Below are 17,261 nucleotides of genomic sequence, written 5' to 3' on the forward strand. Positions count from 1 at the left end.
AAGGGCCATGAGGACTTGACGTCATCCCCACCTTCCTCGCGGCTTATCACCGGCAGTCTCCTTAGAGTGCTCAACTAAATGGTAGCAACTAAGGACGGGGGTTGCGCTCGTTGCGGGACTTAACCCAACATCTCACGACACGAGCTGACGACAGCCATGCAGCACCTGTGCTCCAGGCTCCGAAGAGAAGGTCACATCTCTGCGACCGGTCCTGAACATGTCAAGGGCTGGTAAGGTTCTGCGCGTTGCGTCGAATTAAACCACATGCTCCACCGCTTGTGCGGGCCCCCGTCAATTCCTTTGAGTTTTAATCTTGCGACCGTACTCCCCAGGCGGAATGCTTAAAGCGTTAGCTGCGCCACTAGTGAGTAAACCCACTAACGGCTGGCATTCATCGTTTACGGCGTGGACTACCAGGGTATCTAATCCTGTTTGCTCCCCACGCTTTCGTGCCTCAGCGTCAGTATCGGGCCAGTGAGCCGCCTTCGCCACTGGTGTTCTTGCGAATATCTACGAATTTCACCTCTACACTCGCAGTTCCACTCACCTCTCCCGAACTCAAGATCTTCAGTATCAAAGGCAGTTCTGGAGTTGAGCTCCAGGATTTCACCCCTGACTTAAAGACCCGCCTACGCACCCTTTACGCCCAGTGATTCCGAGCAACGCTAGCCCCCTTCGTATTACCGCGGCTGCTGGCACGAAGTTAGCCGGGGCTTATTCTTGCGGTACCGTCATTATCTTCCCGCACAAAAGAGCTTTACAACCCTAGGGCCTTCATCACTCACGCGGCATGGCTGGATCAGGGTTGCCCCCATTGTCCAATATTCCCCACTGCTGCCTCCCGTAGGAGTTTGGGCCGTGTCTCAGTCCCAATGTGGCTGATCATCCTCTCAGACCAGCTACTGATCGTCGCCTTGGTGAGCCATTACCTCACCAACTAGCTAATCAGACGCGGGCCAATCTTTCGGCGATAAATCTTTCCCCGTAAGGGCTTATCCGGTATTAGCACAAGTTTCCCTGTGTTGTTCCGAACCAAAAGGTATGTTCCCACGCGTTACTCACCCGTCTGCCGCTGACGTATTGCTACGCCCGCTCGACTTGCATGTGTTAAGCCTGCCGCCAGCGTTCGCTCTGAGCCAGGATCAAACTCTCAAGTTGGACTTGAACTTTGAACCGGCTGATCACAACGTTTGACGAGGTCCCACCATTATCGACCGAAGTCGATGTGCTGCCTGCGATTCACATCGCGGGCAACGATGGTGTTTCCTTGAAAACGTGTACCGCCGAAGTCTTTCGTCCCCTCTCAGAATTCAAAAGCCGAAGCTCTTCAATGTCCGAGAGGCGCAAGGACTCCGCCGTCCACGTTTCTCTTTCTTCATCTTCACTTGTCAAACAGCCCGGGACCAAGAGGCCCCAACCTTCCAGAGTGGAAGGGTTCCGACACCCTTACCGACGACGAATGAACTCCAACCGATTTGTGTCGGCTGTTGTGCACTCAACGAGGTGAGGAGCATCAGTGGCGCGTTCGCTCGCCTTGGTCAGTGACCCGGCGGCGCCGCGCTCAGTGGTCGGGTTATAGGCCCCCGCCCTCGGGATTGTCAACGCCCAATGTCAACAAATCGTCGCACGGTGGATTGTCGCGAAAAACGCCGCGTTTCCAGGCGGTTACAAGGACGGCAAATGCGCCAATCCGATCGGGTCGGTGAAAAAAGTTGAAAAAAGTTTGGGGCCCAGGGGGCTCCGGAGCCGCCCCGGGAGGGGGTGTGGAGGCAGGCGCGGGGAGCGACCCGAAAAGCCCCGGGGGATACGGTCTGGCCAGTGGCTTGCGCGCGGGTCGGCGACTTGGACAGGATGCTTGGGCTGGATATCCGGCACGGATCGCTGGGGAGGCTCGAAGGCGGCTCGCCGTAGTTTTTCGGTAGGACGCGGCTTACGGCGCCCTCTCGGAAGGGCCCCTGCCCCCAGGACGTTCAGGAAACTTTTTCCATGACAGGCGCCGTACTTGAGCCACAATCCCGCGGCGTTCTGATAAGAGACGAGCTTGAATCGCAGGGATGCCAGTGGGGGCTGTCGGCGGTTTTCATGGGGTCAGAGGAAGGCGATCTTGCAGATGACGCGGCCTTCTTCCGACATTCGAGAGACATCGAGAGAGCTTTTTCCGCACAGCTGTTCGTAATTTCGGCCGGGCCCTTCGCGGGGCCTTCTGAGCGCGAACGCCTGCGCGGCTTGCCTTTTCCCGGCTATCCCCCTTCAAGAGGGCGGCCAGGGACAGGGTTCGAACCGGGCTTCTTGGGTCGTTGATTGGGGGACTTGAGTGAACCACAGGACATCACGCGGCGCTTACGGGCGTGAGACCGGGATCATCGATCTCGGCCACGAGCCGCCGCTGTCCGTCGATGGTTCCGAGGCCGCCGTGATCGATCGCCGCCGCGTCTCGGTGCAATGGTTCAGCGGGACAATTTTGACCGGACTTTGCGGCGCAGCCCTGATCGGCGGCGCCGTTTTCGCATCGCTCGACGGCGAGATGACCTTCGCCAAGGTGCCGGAGCGGGTCGAGGGCGCGCTGCGCGGTGCATTCGGCGCCGCCGATCGCGCCGCCACGCTGCACAAGAGCGATCGCCTGCCGCCACCGAGTGAATCCACGGCGTCCCGCAACATCGTGCGCGTCTCCACCGTCGCTCGTGTCGGCAACCGCGACGTGATGCGGGTGCGTCCCTTCGTGCGGATCGCCGGCAATCTGTCGATGACCACGAGCGACCTGTCGGCGAAGATCCCGCCGTTCAACGCCCAGCGCCTGCTCACCGACGTCGGCTCCGATCCGAAGACGGCTGCCGAGGACCCTAACAATCCGGAAGCCGTCGAGCCCGACGCGGAAGTCTCCTTCGTCACCAAGGACCTTTCGGCGGTGCTGCCGAAGGCCAAGATTTCCGCCGTGGTGGCGCTCGACGACATCCTGATGCGGGTGCGCGACGCCGCCAACTGGCGCGGCAATGGCGGGGTGCGCTACGCCTCGCTCGCCAATGCCGCCGCCGACATCTCGGGCGCGACCGGCCCTTCCGACATGAGAAGCGCCTACGCCGCCGAAGCCTCGCCGTCCGATCCCTATGCCGGCTTCGAGACCCGCGTGGTGCCGGAAAACGTGACGCTGCTGCCCAAGACCAAGGAGCAGATCACCGGCGGCAATCCCAATGGCGAACGCGTCCATCTGGTCAAGAAGGGCGACAGCGTCACCTCGGTGCTGCGCGATCTCGGCGCGACGGCCGAGGAAATCAAGGCGATCGCCGCGACGCTCGGCCCCCGCGGCCGCGACGGCGGCCTCAAGGAAGGCGAGAAGCTCCGCATCCTGATGGCGCCGGCGAGCCCCGGCGCCCGCCTCCAGCCCTATCGCGTCGTGGTTGCAAACGAAACCATGGTCGAGGCGATCGCGGCGCTGTCCGATCTCGGCAAATACGTCGCGGTCGACGTCTCCAGCATGAACACCGTCGCCGACGCCGCGGCCAGCGCCAGCAGCGAAGACGACGATGATGACGACGGCACCGGCGTGCGGCTCTACCAGAGCATCTACGAGACCGCGATGCGCAACAAAGTGCCGATGCCCGTCATCGACGACATGATCAAGATCTACTCCTACGACGTCGATTTCCAGCGCAAGGTGCAGCCGGGCGATTCCTTCGACGTGTTCTACGCCGGCGAAGACGAGGGCGTGACCTCGAGCGAAAAGAACGATGTGCTGTTCGCCTCCCTCACCGTCGGCGGCGAGACCAAGAGATACTATCGCTACCAGAGCCCCGACGATGGCGTCGTCGACTACTATGACGAGACCGGCAAGAGCGCGAAGAAATTCCTGGTGAGGAAGCCCGTCAACAACGCCATCATGCGCTCGGGCTTCGGCGGCCGCCGCCACCCGATCCTCGGCTATGTGAAGATGCACACCGGCGTCGACTGGGCCACTTCTTACGGCACGCCGATCTTCGCCTCCGGCAACGGCGTGATCGAGAAGGCCGGCCCCGAAGGCGGCTACGGCAAATATATCCGCATCAAGCATTCCAACGGCTACGAGACGGCCTACGGCCACATGTCGGCGTTTGCCAAGGGCATGGAGCCGGGCAAGAAGGTGCGGCAGGGCCAGGTGATCGGCTTCGTCGGCTCGACCGGCCAATCGACGGGCCCGCACGTCCACTACGAAATCCTGGTCAACGGCCGCTTCGTCGATCCGCTGCGCGTAAAGTTGCCGCGCGGCCGTTCGCTGGAAGGCCCGGTGCTGGCGGGCTTCGAGAAGGAGCGCGACCGGCTCGACAGCATGATGAGCGGCCGCGGCGGCGCGATCGCGCGGATGTCGGATGCGACCGGCGGCCCCTTGCAGGTCAGCAACCGGCAGTAGCAACCGGCAGGCATCGGCCTGACATCCAGATGCGATCCAAACTCGGCGTTCTCGCGAGGCCCGCGTCGCGGCGTCTCAATTTAAAGTTTCGTTTGCCAAAGCCGCATCAGGGGCGAATACTTTCCAAAAAACGGGAGGTCTCGCCATGAACGACAGGCTCGCCTGCGCAGCATTCGTCGCAGCTTTTTTTGCCACCACGAGCGTATCGGCCGAGACCTGGGAGGTCAGCAAGCTGGTCCAGGGCTCGGCATTCCATGGCGTGCACGGGCTCGGCATCGACAAGGCCGGCCATCTGTTCGCCGGCAGCGTCGCCGGCGCGGCGCTCTACGAGGTCGACATATCCGGCGGTACCGCCAAGGTTGCAATCCCTTCTCCGGTCGGAATGGCCGACGACATCGCGTTCGCGCCCGACGGCACCATGGCCTGGACCGGATTCCTGACCGGCGATCTCTATGCGCGCAAGGGCGACGGCCCGATCAAGAAGCTCGCCAGCGGCCTTCCCGGCATCAACTCCCTCGCCTTCCGCAAGGACGGCAGGCTCTACGCCACGACCGTTTTCCTCGGCGACACGCTCTACGAGATCGACGTCGAGGGCGTGAAACCGCCGCGCCAGATCATGGAGAAGATGGGCGGCCTCAACGGCTTCGAGTTCGGTCCCGACGACAGGCTGTACGGTCCGCTCTGGTTCAAGGGCCAGGTCGCAAAAGTCGACGTCGACAAAGCCGAGCTGACCGTCGTCGCCGACGGCTTCAAGATCCCGGCCGCGGCGAACTTCGATTCCAAGGGCAATCTGTGGGTGGTCGACACCGCGCTCGGCCAGCTCGTCCGGGTCGATCCCAAATCGGGCGCCAAGACCATGGTCGCGCAGCTGAAGCCGTCGCTCGACAATCTCGCCATCGACGACAAGGACCGCATCTTCGTCTCCAACATGGCCGACAACGGCATCCAGGAGGTCGATCCCGCGACCGGCCAGGCCAGGCAGATCATCATCGGCAAGCTCGCTTTGCCCGGCGGCATCGGCGTCACCTCGGAGAGCGGCAAGGATACGATCCACGTCGCCGACGTGTTCGCCTATCGCACGTTGGACGGTGCGACCGGCGAGGTCACCGAGAAGGCTCGCATGCACGCCGCCGGCATCACGCTCGAATATCCGATGAGCGCGACGGCGCGAGGCAACGACGTGGTGCTGTCGAGCTGGTTCACCGGCACGGTGCAGGTGATCGACGCCAAGACCGGCGCCACCCGCGACATGCTGCACGGCTTCAAGGCGCCGCACGACGCGATCGTGCTCGCCGACGGCACCATCCTGGTCGCCGAGCTCGGCACCAAGTCGCTGGTCAAGGTGAGCGGCGAGCACGGCAAGGATCGCACCACGCTGATTGGCAACCTCGAGGGCCCCGTCGGGCTTGTCCGTGGCAAGACCGACGAGGTCTACATCACCGAGGCGTTTGCGGGCACGGTGTCCCGGATCGACAGCAACGGTGAAAAGACCGTGGTCGCCAGGGAGCTGAAGATGCCGGAGGGCATCGCGCGCGGCAGCGACGGCATGCTGATCGTCGCGGAAGTCGGCGCCAAGCGGCTGATCGCAGTCGAGCCGGACAGCGGCAAGATCACCGAGATCGCCGCCAATCTCCCGATCGGCCTCGCGGGCGCGCCGGGCGGATTGCCGACCAACATTCCGACAGGCGTCGGCATGGGGGCTTCAGGCGTGATCTATTTCTCGTCGGATATCGAAAACGCAATTTACAAGGTAGTGAAGAAGTAGCGCGTAGTCGCTCCGATCAGCCTAACCGGGATGAGCGCATCATTTCCGGAGGAGCTTCGCTTCCGCGACCGTGATTTGGACCCGGCGGACGTGATCAAAAAAGTCCCGGAGAGGCTGACCTCTCCGGGGCGTTTTATCTTTTCAGGCTTCGACCGCCAGCGTTCAGTTCAGCTTTCGCTTCGCTGGCGGTGCCTCGAACTGGGCGATCTCCGCGATCTGCGGGGCCTTGCCGTTGAAGGTCAGCACGTTGCCTTCGGACGAGATCGCGACACTGTCGCCGTCCCTGACGTCGCCGGCCAGGATCATCTCGGCGAGCGGGTCCTGGACATGGCGCTGGATCACGCGCTTCAGCGGCCTTGCGCCATAGGCGGGATCCCAGCCCTTGGCGGCGAGCCAGTCGCGACCGGCGGCGTCGAGCGTCAGCACGATCTTGCGATCGGTCAGCAGCTTCTGCAGCCGCGCGAACTGGATCTCGACGATCCGCCCCATCTCGCTCCGCTGCAAGCGGTGGAACAGGATGATCTCGTCGACGCGGTTGAGGAACTCGGGACGGAAATGCCCGCGCACCATTCCCATCACCTGCTCACGCACGGCTGAGGTGTCTTCGCCCTCGGGTTGATTCACCAGGAATTCGGAACCGAGGTTCGAGGTCATGATGATCAGCGTATTGCGAAAATCGACGGTACGTCCCTGGCCGTCTGTCAGGCGGCCGTCGTCGAGCACCTGCAACAGCACGTTGAAGACATCGGGATGCGCCTTCTCGATCTCGTCGAACAGCACGACCTGGTAAGGCCGGCGCCGCACCGCTTCGGTGAGCGCGCCGCCCTCGTCATAGCCGACATAGCCCGGAGGCGCGCCGATCAGCCGGGAGACCGAGTGCTTCTCCATGTACTCGGACATGTCGAGGCGGACCATCGCGGTCTCGTCGTTGAAGAGGTACTCCGCGAGCGCCTTGGTCAGTTCGGTCTTGCCGACGCCGGTGGGGCCCAGGAACATGAACGAGCCCATCGGCCGGTTCGGGTCCTGCAGGCCCGCGCGCGAACGGCGCACGGCGGTCGCAACCGCATGCACGGCTTCGGCCTGTCCGACGACGCGCTTGCCGAGGGAGTCCTCCATCTTCAGGAGCTTGTCTTTCTCGCCCTCCAGCATCTTGTCGACGGGCACGCCGGTCCAGCGCGAGACCACCTGCGCGATGTGGTTGGCGGTGACCGCCTCCTCCATCATCTCGCCGGAGTTCTCCTTGGCCTCGATGTCGGCAAGCTGCTTCTCGAGCTCGGGGATCCGGCCATAGGCCAGCTCGCCGGCTTTTTGGAATTCACCGCGCCGCTGGGCGTTGGCAAGCTCGACCCGCAAGCCGTCGAGCTCGGCCTTCAGCTTCTGGGCGTCGGAGAGCTTGTTCTTCTCCGCACTCCAGCGTGCCGTCAGCGCCGCGGACTTCTCTTCGAGGTCGGCCAGTTCCTTCTCCAGCGTCTGCAGGCGGCTCTTCGAACCGGCATCGCTCTCCTTCTTCAATGCTTCCTGTTCGATCTTCAGCCGAATGATTTCCCGATCCATCGAATCGAGCTCTTCCGGCTTGGAATCGACCTGCATCTTCAGCCGCGCCGCGGCTTCGTCCATGAGGTCGATCGCCTTGTCGGGCAGGAAACGGTCGGTGATGTAGCGGTTGGATAGCGTCGCCGACGCCACGAGCGCGGAATCGGTGATCCGCACGCCATGATGCTGCTCGTACTTGTCCTTCAGGCCGCGCAGGATCGAGATGGTGTCCTCGACCGAGGGCTCGCTGACGAAGATTGGCTGGAACCGCCGCGCCAGCGCAGCGTCCTTCTCGACGTGCTTCTGGTACTCGTCGAGCGTGGTCGCGCCGATGCAGTGCAGCTCGCCGCGCGCAAGCGCGGGCTTGAGCAGGTTGGAGGCGTCCATCGCGCCGTCGCCCTTGCCGGCGCCGATCAGCGTGTGCATCTCGTCGATGAACAGGATGAAGGTGCCCTCGCTCCCGGTCACCTCCTGCAGCACGGCCTTCAGCCTTTCCTCGAACTCGCCGCGGTATTTTGCACCCGCGATCAGCGAACCGAGATCGAGCGAGAGCAGCTTCTTGTCCTTCAGGCTCTCCGGCACGTCGCCGTTGACGATGCGCAGCGCGAGGCCCTCGGCGATGGCGGTCTTGCCGACGCCGGGTTCGCCGATCAGGACGGGATTGTTCTTGGTCCGGCGCGACAGCACCTGGATGGTGCGGCGGATCTCTTCGTCGCGGCCGATGACCGGATCGAGCTTGCCGTCGCGCGCAGCCTGGGTCAGGTCGCGGGCATATTTCTTCAGCGCGTCATAGGCGTTCTCGGCGGTGGCCGAGTCGGCCGTGCGGCCCTTGCGCAGCGCCTCGATCGCGGCATTGAGATTTTGCGGGGTGACGCCGCCCTTGGCGAGGATTGCGCCGGCCTCGCTGGTCTTTTCCAGCGTCAGGCCGAGCAGCAGCCGCTCGACCGTGACGAAGCTGTCGCCGGCCTTCTCGCCGGCCTTTTCGGCGGCATCAAAAGTGCGGGCGAGTTCGGGCGCCAGATAGATCTGGCCGGCGCCGCCGCCGGAGACCTTCGGCACCTTGCCGAGGGCGTCCTCGGTCGCCTTCAGGATTGCGCGAGAATTGCCGCCGGCGCGGTCGATCAGACCGCCGGCCAGTCCCTCGCTGTCGTCGAGAAGTACCTTGAGGAGGTGCAGGGTCGAAAACTGCTGGTGCCCCTCGCGCATCGCGAGCGACTGCGCGGACTGGATGAAGCCCCTGGAGCGTTCGGTATACTTGTCGATGTTCATTTCGTTGTCTTTCCCTCGGCCTGCCCTCGGAGCCCTCAAAGGCACTCCTAGCGGCATCTTCATTGGGTTTCCGCTTGCCGCGTTGACATTCCTCAACCGACATCGGTCGTTAGCAGCCGGCGCTGGCGTCGGCCTGACCCAGATGTGGGAAGCGTGGCCTTGGATCGGAAGAGGCGACTTCACAATTTCGTGCGCTGATCCTCCTGCTTGGCGCCGCCTGGCCGAATCCCCTAAGTAGCGTCATGACAGCCAGCCAGACCGCCGAAATCACCGGCCTTTACCGCTACCCCATCAAGGGCCTGACGCCAGAGCCTTTGACCCGCGTCCTCTTGCGGACCGGCCAGACCCTGCCCGCCGACCGTCGCTACGCCATCGAGAACGGCCCGAGCGGGTTCGATCCCGAACAGCCGCAGTGGAAGCCGAAAATCCAGTTCCTGATGCTGGCGCGCAATGAGCGGCTGGCGGCCCTCGACAGCCGGTTCGACGACGCCACCAATGTCTTGACCATTCGCCGCGACGGCCAGACCGTCGCCAGCGGCGACCTTGAGACCGCGGCCGGACGCGCCGCCATCGAGAGGTACTTCGCGGAGAATTTTCAGCCGGAGCTGAAGGGGCCGCCGAAGCTGCTGTCAGGCCGCGACCACAGTTTTTCCGACGTCGCCCGCAAGGTGGTCTCCATCATCAATCTCGGCAGCGTCCGCGCCATCGAGACCATGCTGGGCGGCACTGCCGTGCATCCGCTGCGCTTTCGCGCCAATCTCTACCTGAAGGGCTGGCCGGCCTGGTCCGAGCTCGAACTCGTCGGCCAGACGCTGGCGATCGGCGCGGCACGGCTGAAGGTGGTCAAGCGTATCGTTCGCTGCCCGGCCACCAACGTCGACCCGGTGACGGCCAAGCGCGATCTCGAAATCCCGCCGACACTCTCGCGCAACCTCGGCCACATGGATTGCGGCATCTATGCCGAGGTGATCGAGGGTGGCGACATCGGCGTGGGTGATGCGATCGCGGTCGAACAGCCGAGATTGGTGTGAGCGAGCAACGCTGCTGCAGGGTGGGCAAAGGCGCACTTGCGCCGTGCCCACCACTTTCTCTGAGTTGATAGAAGCCGTGGGCACGCTTCGCTTTGCCCACCCTACGGCACCGTCGCCGTCGTTACCTCAATTCGGCATCACATACGCATAGATCCGGCCGCGCGAGACCGGGGCTTCGCGGACGCGATTGCCGTTGTTGCCGGAGATCATGATCGGATTGCCCTGCGCGTCGACGCCGGTGATGATGCCGACGTGACCGCCCCGGCGCCCCCGCGACATCACCGCGATGGCACCTACCTGCGGGCCGGAGACACGCGTGCCGTAATGCGCGAACGAGTTCGCCATGTCAGATCCGGTGCCGCGGTGGCCGGTTTTCTCCAGCACCATGTTCATGAAGCGCGCGCACCACAGGCTACCGCGGCCGGTCGGATTGCCGCCGACATAGCGGCGCGCCTCGGACACGAGGCCTGATCCCCCGCCGAAGCCGCTGCTCATGCTCATGTTGCTGGCGTTGCCCATATCGCCGGCGCCGTTTTTGTTCACGGCATAGCTCTTGTTGACGGCACGGCTCATATTGCCGGCGCGGCTCATGTTGCCAGGGCGGCTCATGTTGCCAGGGCGGCTCATGTTTCCGCCAAAGCCCATGTCTCCACCGCCCACGTAGCGCATGCCACCCATGCCGCCGCTGTTGGCGTTCGGATCGTAGCTGGCCTGGGTGTCGGCGAATCCGCTCGCCTGCAATTGCGCCGCACCGCGCTCAAAGCGCGAGCTGCGTGCATGGTGGCGGTAGTGATGATGATATCTGGCGTGATGCGCGTGAGCGTGCCGCTCTGCGCTATGACGATACGGCCGTGCCGAGACCGGAGAGGAAAACGCGGCAACCGCCGCGGACAAGATCGCCAGCGCGACAACACAACGCGACAGGCGAGACGCAAACAACTCAAACATTCTTCATCCTTCGTTGACACCCCGCTTCCAATCGGCCCGTGCAACGGCCGACATCGCTTTGGCCGTTAAGCCGCCGGATGTGGCGAGAAAAAGACGACGCGCCCGTGAATAGCTGCGATGACTTTGTGCCGACACTGGATCGAGGCTGCCGCATTGCGGACAACGGCATTAACTGCGATCCTGCAAAGGCGGCTTCAAGAGAGGGAAACGGTTAATGCCCCACGCCACGACCAGGGACGACGTCCGTATCTATTTCGAAGAAGCGGGCCAGGGAACGCCGATCATTTTTCTGCACGAGTTCGCGGCCGACCACACCAATTGGGAGCCGCAGATGCGCTACTTCTCGCGCGGCCACCGCTGCATCACCTATTCGGCGCGCGGCTACACGCCGTCGGACGTGCCAGATGGCGAGGTCTACAGCTACACGCATTTCTACACCGATGCGCTCGCGGTGCTCGACCATCTCAAGATCGAGCGCGCGCATCTGGTCGGCCTGTCGATGGGCGCCTACTCCTCGCTCCAGATCGGGCTCAACGCGCCGCAGCGCGCGCTGTCGATGACGCTGGCCGGCGTCGGCTCCGGCTCCGAGCTCGAGAATCTGGACGCCTGGCGCAAGCAGTGCCGCGCCAACGCCGAGCAGTTCGAGACGCTGGGCTCCGCCGAGGTCGCGAAAGTCACGCGCGAGGCGCCGAGCCGGATTCCCTTCCTGGTGAAGGACCCCCGCGGCCATGCCGATTTCTACGCCGGGCTGGCTCGGCACGATTCCAAGGGATCGGCAAACACGATGCGTGGCTTCCAGGGCGGCCGCCCCTCGATCTACACGATGACGGATGCGATCAAGAAAGCGTCCACGCCGGCGCTGATCGTCTGCGGTGACGAGGACGATCCCTGCGTCGGACCGAGCCTGTTCCTGAAGCAGCATCTGCCTGCGGCCGGGCTCGCGATGTTTCCGAAGTCGGGCCATGTGCTCAACCTCGAAGAGCCCGCACTGTTCAACGAGACAGTAGCGCGGTTCGTGACGCTGGTGGAAGCCGGGCGTTGGCCGGTGCGCGATCCGCGGTCGCTGGCCGCGCATTAGGACGAGGCGCAATCGCATATTCCGTCATTGCGAGCGTAGCAAAGCAATCCAGAATCCCCCCGCAGAAAGACACTGGATTGCTTCGCTACGCTCGCAATGACGAAGATAGAGCTGAGTTGACTATCCAGAGCACACGGACCAGAGACTACTTCCCCCCGCCCCTGCTCAGCAGAAACACGCCCTGCTCGCCGAACATGTTCCACACCCACCAGGGCAGATTCAGCGGGATCGGGCGGCCGTAGAGATCGAGCGCCACCGAACGCTCCATCTTGACGTTGATTGCGTCGCAGAGTTCGACGAAATCCTTGATGGTGCAGAAATGGATGTTGGCGGTGTCGTACCAGGTCGCCGGCAGATTCTCGGTGCGCGGCATGTGGCCGCCGATCAGGAGTTGGAGCCGCATCTTCCAGAAGCCGAAATTCGGGAACGAGACGATGGCGCGGCGGCCGATGCGCAGCAGATTTTCCAGCACCACGCGCGGCTGCCGGGTCGCCTGCAGCGTCTGCGACAGGATCACGTAGTCGAACGCATCGTCGGGATAGTTGACGAGGTCGGTGTCGGCATCGCCCTGCACCACCGCCAGCCCCTTGGCGACACAGCGGTTGACGCCCTCGCGCGACAGCTCGATGCCGCGGCCGTCGATGCCGCGGGTTTCCAGCAATTGAAGCAGATCGCCCTCGCCGCAGCCGACGTCGAGCACTTTCGAGCCGGGCTTGACCATCTCGGCCACCAGCCGATGATCGGCGCGAAAATCGCCGGACTGCCCGGTCGCGACGCCGCCCAGCGGCAATACTTCCTGCACGGACATGCTAGCCATCCTTCAGTCCGCGCGCCTTGCCTGCCGATTGCAGGAAAGCGCGGGAGATATCGAGGAATTCGGGCACGTCGAGCAGGAAGGCGTCGTGGCCGCGATCGGTCTCGATCTCGGCGAACGACACCCGCGCGCTCGACGCATTCAGCGCGTGCACCAGCGCGCGCGATTCCGAGGTCGGGAACAGCCAGTCGCTGGTGAAGGAGACAACGCAGAAGCGGGTCTTGATGTCCGCAAACGCCTTCGCGAGCACGCCGCCATGGTCGGCGGCGATGTCGAAGTAATCCATCGCGCGCGTCAGATAGAGATAGGAGTTGGCGTCGAAGCGCTCGACAAAGGACGAGCCCTGGTAGCGCAGATAGGACTCGACCTGGAAGTCGGCGTCGAACGAGAAGGTCGGCAGCTCACGGTCCTGCATGCGCCGGCCGAACTTGCGATGCAGCGCGGCGTCGGAGAGATAGGTGATGTGAGCGGCCATCCGCGCCACCGCCAGCCCGCGATGCGGATGGATGCCCCGATCGGCATAGCCGCCGCCGTGCCAGTCGGGATCGGCCATCACGGCCTGACGGCCGAGCTCGTGGAAGGCGATGTTCTGCGCCGAGTGCCGCGTCGCGCAGGCAATCGCCAGCGCGGAAAACACGCGAGCAGGATAGGCCGCGGTCCATTGCAGCACCTGCATGCCGCCCATCGAGCCGCCGACCACCGCGAACAGCGTGTCGATGCCGAGCCGGTCGATCAGCATGGCCTGCGCGCGCACCATGTCGGGGATGGTGATCACGGGAAATGCCAGGCCCCAGACCTTGCCGGTGGCGGGATTGATCGACGCCGGCCCGGTCGAGCCCATGCAGCCGCCGATCACGTTGGAGCAGATGATGAAGTAGTGCTTGGGATCGATGGGGCGGCCGGGACCGACCAGCGTCTCCCACCAGCCGGGCTTGCCGGTGACGGGGTGCACATTGGCGACATGCTGATCGCCGGTCAGCGCATGGCAGATCAGCACCGCGTTGGAGCGATCGGCGTTGAGTTCGCCATAGGTCTGGTAGGCGATCTGGAACGGGGTGAGATCGACGCCGCAATCGAGCCGCAGCGGCTGCTCGGCGCCGAAATGCGCGACCTGCGAGCTTGGATGATCCACCTCATGCGACCGCTCGTCGGCGCTGATCGCAGGACTCGGTATCGACTTGACGTCACCCATCTGACCATCGACCTCGTTTGCGGTCAGGCTCGAGACCGCATTTGAAATCAGGCCATGAAAAACCCGGCCTGAACGATAGGTTCGGCCGGGATCGAAAACGTCCCCGGCCTGTTTAGCGAGTTTTTTAACGTGGCTGCAAGCCGGCCGGCTCAAATGACCACGGAACGAGCAAAAGCTACCGTCTTGGGCGGTTTTCGTCAAGTCGCGGCCCGGATCGACCAAAATCGCCTGCTCCGCCTTCGGCGGAAAGAAGCGTCATTTCTCTTTGCTTTCGCGGCCCCGACTGCCTAATCAGGGCATTCCCCATCGGAACAATCGACAGCCAGACATGTCCCAAATTCCGCCCGCGCCACCATCGCTGCAGGAACTGCGCAAGGAGATCGACGCGATCGACGACGGCATGCATCGCCTGTTGATGCAGCGTGGCGACATCATCGACCGCCTGATCCAGGTGAAGCAGACCCAGGAGGTCGGCTCGGCGTTCCGCCCGGCGCGCGAGGCCGCCATGATGCGAGACCTCGTGCAACGTCATCGCGGCATCCTGCCGCTCGACACGGTCGAGAGCATCTGGCGCGTCATCATCTCGACGTTCACTTACGTGCAGGCGCCGTTCTCCGTGCATGCCGACATCTCCGTGAGCGAGCCCGCGATGCGCGATTCCGCGCGCTTCCATTTTGGTTTCACGGTCCCTTACGTCGCGCATTTCAGCGCGCAGGCCGCGGTCGAGGCGGTGGCGAAATCCAAGGGCGACCTGGCGCTGGTCTCGGCGACCTCGAGCCGCACGCCGTGGTGGCTCTCGCTTGAGGAAAAAGGCGCGCCGAAGATCATCGCGCGCATGCCCTTCGTCGAGCGGGCCGACCATCCGGCCGCATTGCCGGTGTTCGCCATCTCGCGCGTCCCCGACAGCGCCCTGGTAACCGAGGTCGAGACCTTCAGCGTCCGCGTCTCGGGGTGGAACGCCGAGGTCGCGCGCGCTCTGTCCCCGCTCGCCGAGATCGTGGCGGTGCCCGATACCGCCTTCGACGGCGCGGCGCTGCTGGTCTCGGTCACGAGCGCGACCAGCATCGACAAAATCAGGGCTGCCCTGATCGAGGCGGGGGCCTCGGTGCGCTCCACGGCCCTCGTCGGCAGCCACGCAACGCGCTATACGGTGCCCCCGACCGGGGCGAAATCGTAAGTCACGCGCCGCGCCCCGCCATTTTCGGAGTTCAAGATGTCACGCCCCGTGCCGAATCCCGGCATTCTCGATATTGCGCCCTACACGCCCGGCAAGAGCCCGGTCGCCGAGCCGGGCCGCAAGGTGTTCAAGCTCTCCGCCAACGAGACGCCGTTCGGGCCCTCGCCCAAGGCGATCGAGGCGTTCAAGAACGTGGCGGATCATCTGGAAGACTATCCGGAAGGGACCTCGCGGGTGCTGCGCGAGGCGATCGGCCGCTCCTTCGGGCTCGATCCCAACCGCATCATCTGCGGCGCCGGCTCGGACGAGATCCTCAATCTGCTCGCCCACACCTATCTCAGCCACGGCGACGAGGCGATCTCCACCACGCACGGCTTCCTGGTCTACCCGATCGCGACCATGGCGGTCGGCGCCAAGAACGTCGTCGCGGCCGAAAAGGACCTCACCTGCGACGTCGACGCCATTCTCAAGGCGGTGACGCCGAAGACGAAGCTGGTCTGGCTCGCCAACCCCAACAATCCGACCGGGACCTATATTCCGTTCGACGAGGTCAAGCGGCTGCGGGCCGGCCTTCCCTCGCACGTGCTGCTGGTGCTCGACGCCGCCTATTCCGATTACGTCTCGCGCAACGACTACGAGATGGGGATCGAGCTGGTCGCCACCACCGAGAACACGGTGGTAACCCACACCTTCTCGAAGATCCACGGCCTTGCCGCACTGCGCATCGGCTGGATGTTCGGTCCCGAGCACATCATCGACGCGGTCAATCGCATCCGGGGTCCCTTCAACGTGTCGACGCCGGCGATGTATGCCGCGGTCGCAGCGATCGAGGACACTGCGCACCAGGCGATGTCGAAGCAGTTCACCGAGACCTGGCGCAACTGGCTGACCGAGGAGATCGGCAAGCTCGGGCTGAAGCTAACGCCGAGCGTCGCCAATTTCGTGCTGATCCACTTCCCGACCGACAAGGGCAAGACCGCCGACGAGGCCGACGCGTTCCTGACCAAGCGCGGCCTGGTGCTGCGCGGCCTGAAGAACTACGGCCTGCCGCATTCGCTGCGCATGACCATCGGCACCGAGGAGGCCAACCGCCTCGTCGTCGAGGGCCTGCGCGACTTCATGGCAGGCAAATGAGCAGCGCACCGCACTTCCAGCGCGTCGCGCTGATCGGCTTCGGCCTGATCGGCGGCTCGATCGCGCGCGCTGCGAAGCTCCAGGGCCTGGCCGGCGAGATCGTCACCACCGCGCGATCGGAAAAGACCCGCGCGCGGGTGATGGAGCTCGGCATCGTCGACCAGGTCGTGGCGACCAATGCGGACGCCGTGAAGGATGCCGATCTCGTCATCCTCTGCATTCCCGTCGGCGCCTGCGGGCCGGTGGCGCAGGAGATTGCCGCGCACCTGAAGCCCGGTGCGATCGTGTCCGACGTCGGCTCGGTCAAGGGCGCCATCGTCAGGGACATGGCGCCGCATCTGCCGAAGACGGTTCATTTCGTGCCGGCGCATCCTGTCGCTGGCACCGAGCATTCGGGACCGGATTCGGGCTTCGCCGAGCTGTTCATCAACCGCTGGTGCATCCTCACCCCGCCGGAAGGCGTCGATGCGGCCGCCACCGATCGCCTGCGCGCATTCTGGGCGGCGATGGGCGCCAAGGTCGAGGTGATGACGCCGGATCATCACGATCTCGTGCTCGCGATCACCAGCCATCTGCCGCATCTGATCGCCTACACCATCGTCGGTACCGCCGACGAGCTGGCGCAGGTGACGGAATCCGAAGTGATCAAGTTCTCGGCCGGAGGTTTTCGCGATTTCACCCGCATCGCGGCCTCCGACCCGACGATGTGGCGCGACGTCTTCCTCGCCAACAAGGAAGCCGTGCTGGAGATGCTCGGCACTTTCACCGAGGACCTTTCAAAACTCACCCGCGCGATCCGGCGCGGCGACGGCGAAGCGCTGTTCGACCATTTCACCCGCACCCGTGCCATCCGCCGCGGAATCGTCGAGATCGGCCAGGATTCGGCGGCGGCGGATTTCGGCCGCCAGCACGGCGCGCTGAAGAAGCCGTAGCTTTTTC

11 protein-coding genes, 1 rRNA gene and 1 riboswitch (1 of these 13 running past the window's edge) are annotated in these 17,261 nt (G+C 64.1%); of the genes, 7 read left to right on the top strand and 5 right to left on the bottom strand.

Translation table 11 applies throughout. The features are described from left to right. A 16S ribosomal RNA gene (locus C7G42_RS12790) occupies positions 1 to 1,158 on the bottom strand; it reaches 331 nt to the left of the window's first position. Positions 1,159 to 2,314: 1,156 nt separating this feature from the next. On the opposite strand from C7G42_RS12790, the gene C7G42_RS12795 reads away from it, so the two are divergent. Together C7G42_RS12795 and C7G42_RS12800 are read left to right on the top strand one after the other, a co-directional pair. Beyond that, positions 2,315 to 4,381, top strand: a complete 2,067-nt coding sequence (locus tag C7G42_RS12795; RefSeq protein WP_106949315.1) for a M23 family metallopeptidase — start codon at positions 2,315 to 2,317, stop codon at positions 4,379 to 4,381. A 145-nt stretch (positions 4,382 to 4,526) separates the two neighbouring features. Next, positions 4,527 to 6,146 carry an NHL repeat-containing protein gene (locus tag C7G42_RS12800; protein ID WP_106949316.1) on the top strand — a complete coding sequence of 540 codons (1,620 nt, stop codon included), beginning with the start codon at positions 4,527 to 4,529 and terminating at the stop codon, positions 6,144 to 6,146. 162 nt (positions 6,147 to 6,308) lie between these two features. Here the strand turns inward: C7G42_RS12800 and clpB are convergent, their stop codons facing one another. Beyond that, positions 6,309 to 8,948, bottom strand: a complete 2,640-nt coding sequence (gene clpB, locus C7G42_RS12805) for an ATP-dependent chaperone ClpB (RefSeq protein ID WP_106949317.1) — start codon at positions 8,946 to 8,948, stop codon at positions 6,309 to 6,311. A 242-nt stretch (positions 8,949 to 9,190) separates the two neighbouring features. Between clpB and C7G42_RS12810 the strand changes: the two genes are divergently transcribed. Further along, entirely contained in the window at positions 9,191 to 9,979 is a 789-nt protein-coding gene (locus C7G42_RS12810) for an MOSC domain-containing protein (RefSeq protein WP_106949318.1), read from the top strand. A gap of 126 nt (positions 9,980 to 10,105) precedes the next feature. On the opposite strand, the gene C7G42_RS12815 is transcribed toward C7G42_RS12810, so the two are convergent. Beyond that, the gene (locus C7G42_RS12815) at positions 10,106 to 10,927 is read right to left on the bottom strand and encodes a TIGR02594 family protein (RefSeq protein WP_106949319.1); all 822 of its coding nucleotides are present in this window, start codon (positions 10,925 to 10,927) and stop codon (positions 10,106 to 10,108) included. Between the two features lie 214 nt (positions 10,928 to 11,141). Here C7G42_RS12815 and C7G42_RS12820 point away from each other — a divergent pair, with 214 nt between their 5' ends. Continuing rightward, on the top strand, positions 11,142 to 12,005 hold the full coding sequence (locus tag C7G42_RS12820; protein WP_106949320.1) for an alpha/beta fold hydrolase: 864 nt from the start codon (positions 11,142 to 11,144) through the stop codon (positions 12,003 to 12,005). Positions 12,006 to 12,150: 145 nt separating this feature from the next. Here the strand turns inward: C7G42_RS12820 and metW are convergent, their stop codons facing one another. Beyond that, complete coding sequence (gene metW / locus C7G42_RS12825; RefSeq protein ID WP_199580872.1) at positions 12,151 to 12,813, bottom strand: methionine biosynthesis protein MetW; 663 nt, start codon at positions 12,811 to 12,813, stop codon at positions 12,151 to 12,153. 1 nt (position 12,814) lies between these two features. Beyond that, complete coding sequence (gene metX, locus C7G42_RS12830) at positions 12,815 to 14,011, bottom strand: homoserine O-acetyltransferase MetX (protein WP_106949714.1); 1,197 nt, start codon at positions 14,009 to 14,011, stop codon at positions 12,815 to 12,817. Between the two features lie 91 nt (positions 14,012 to 14,102). Next, a riboswitch (SAM riboswitch) is annotated at positions 14,103 to 14,182 on the bottom strand. A 157-nt stretch (positions 14,183 to 14,339) separates the two neighbouring features. On the opposite strand from metX, the gene C7G42_RS12835 reads away from it, so the two are divergent. The 3 genes from C7G42_RS12835 to C7G42_RS12845 are packed head-to-tail and all read left to right on the top strand — an operon-like array spanning position 14,340 to position 17,254. Beyond that, positions 14,340 to 15,188, top strand: coding sequence for a chorismate mutase (locus tag C7G42_RS12835; protein ID WP_094973254.1), 849 nt, complete (start codon positions 14,340 to 14,342; stop codon positions 15,186 to 15,188). 36 nt (positions 15,189 to 15,224) lie between these two features. Further along, on the top strand, positions 15,225 to 16,322 hold the full coding sequence (gene hisC / locus C7G42_RS12840; protein WP_106949322.1) for a histidinol-phosphate transaminase: 1,098 nt from the start codon (positions 15,225 to 15,227) through the stop codon (positions 16,320 to 16,322). Then, positions 16,319 to 17,254 carry a prephenate/arogenate dehydrogenase family protein gene (locus C7G42_RS12845; RefSeq protein WP_106949323.1) on the top strand — a complete coding sequence of 312 codons (936 nt, stop codon included), beginning with the start codon at positions 16,319 to 16,321 and terminating at the stop codon, positions 17,252 to 17,254. Before hisC ends, C7G42_RS12845 begins: the two co-directional genes overlap by 4 nt. Positions 17,255 to 17,261: the final 7 nt, after the last annotated feature.

This window comes from Bradyrhizobium sp. MOS003 (genome assembly GCF_003020125.1).
Classification (GTDB): domain Bacteria; phylum Pseudomonadota; class Alphaproteobacteria; order Rhizobiales; family Xanthobacteraceae; genus Bradyrhizobium.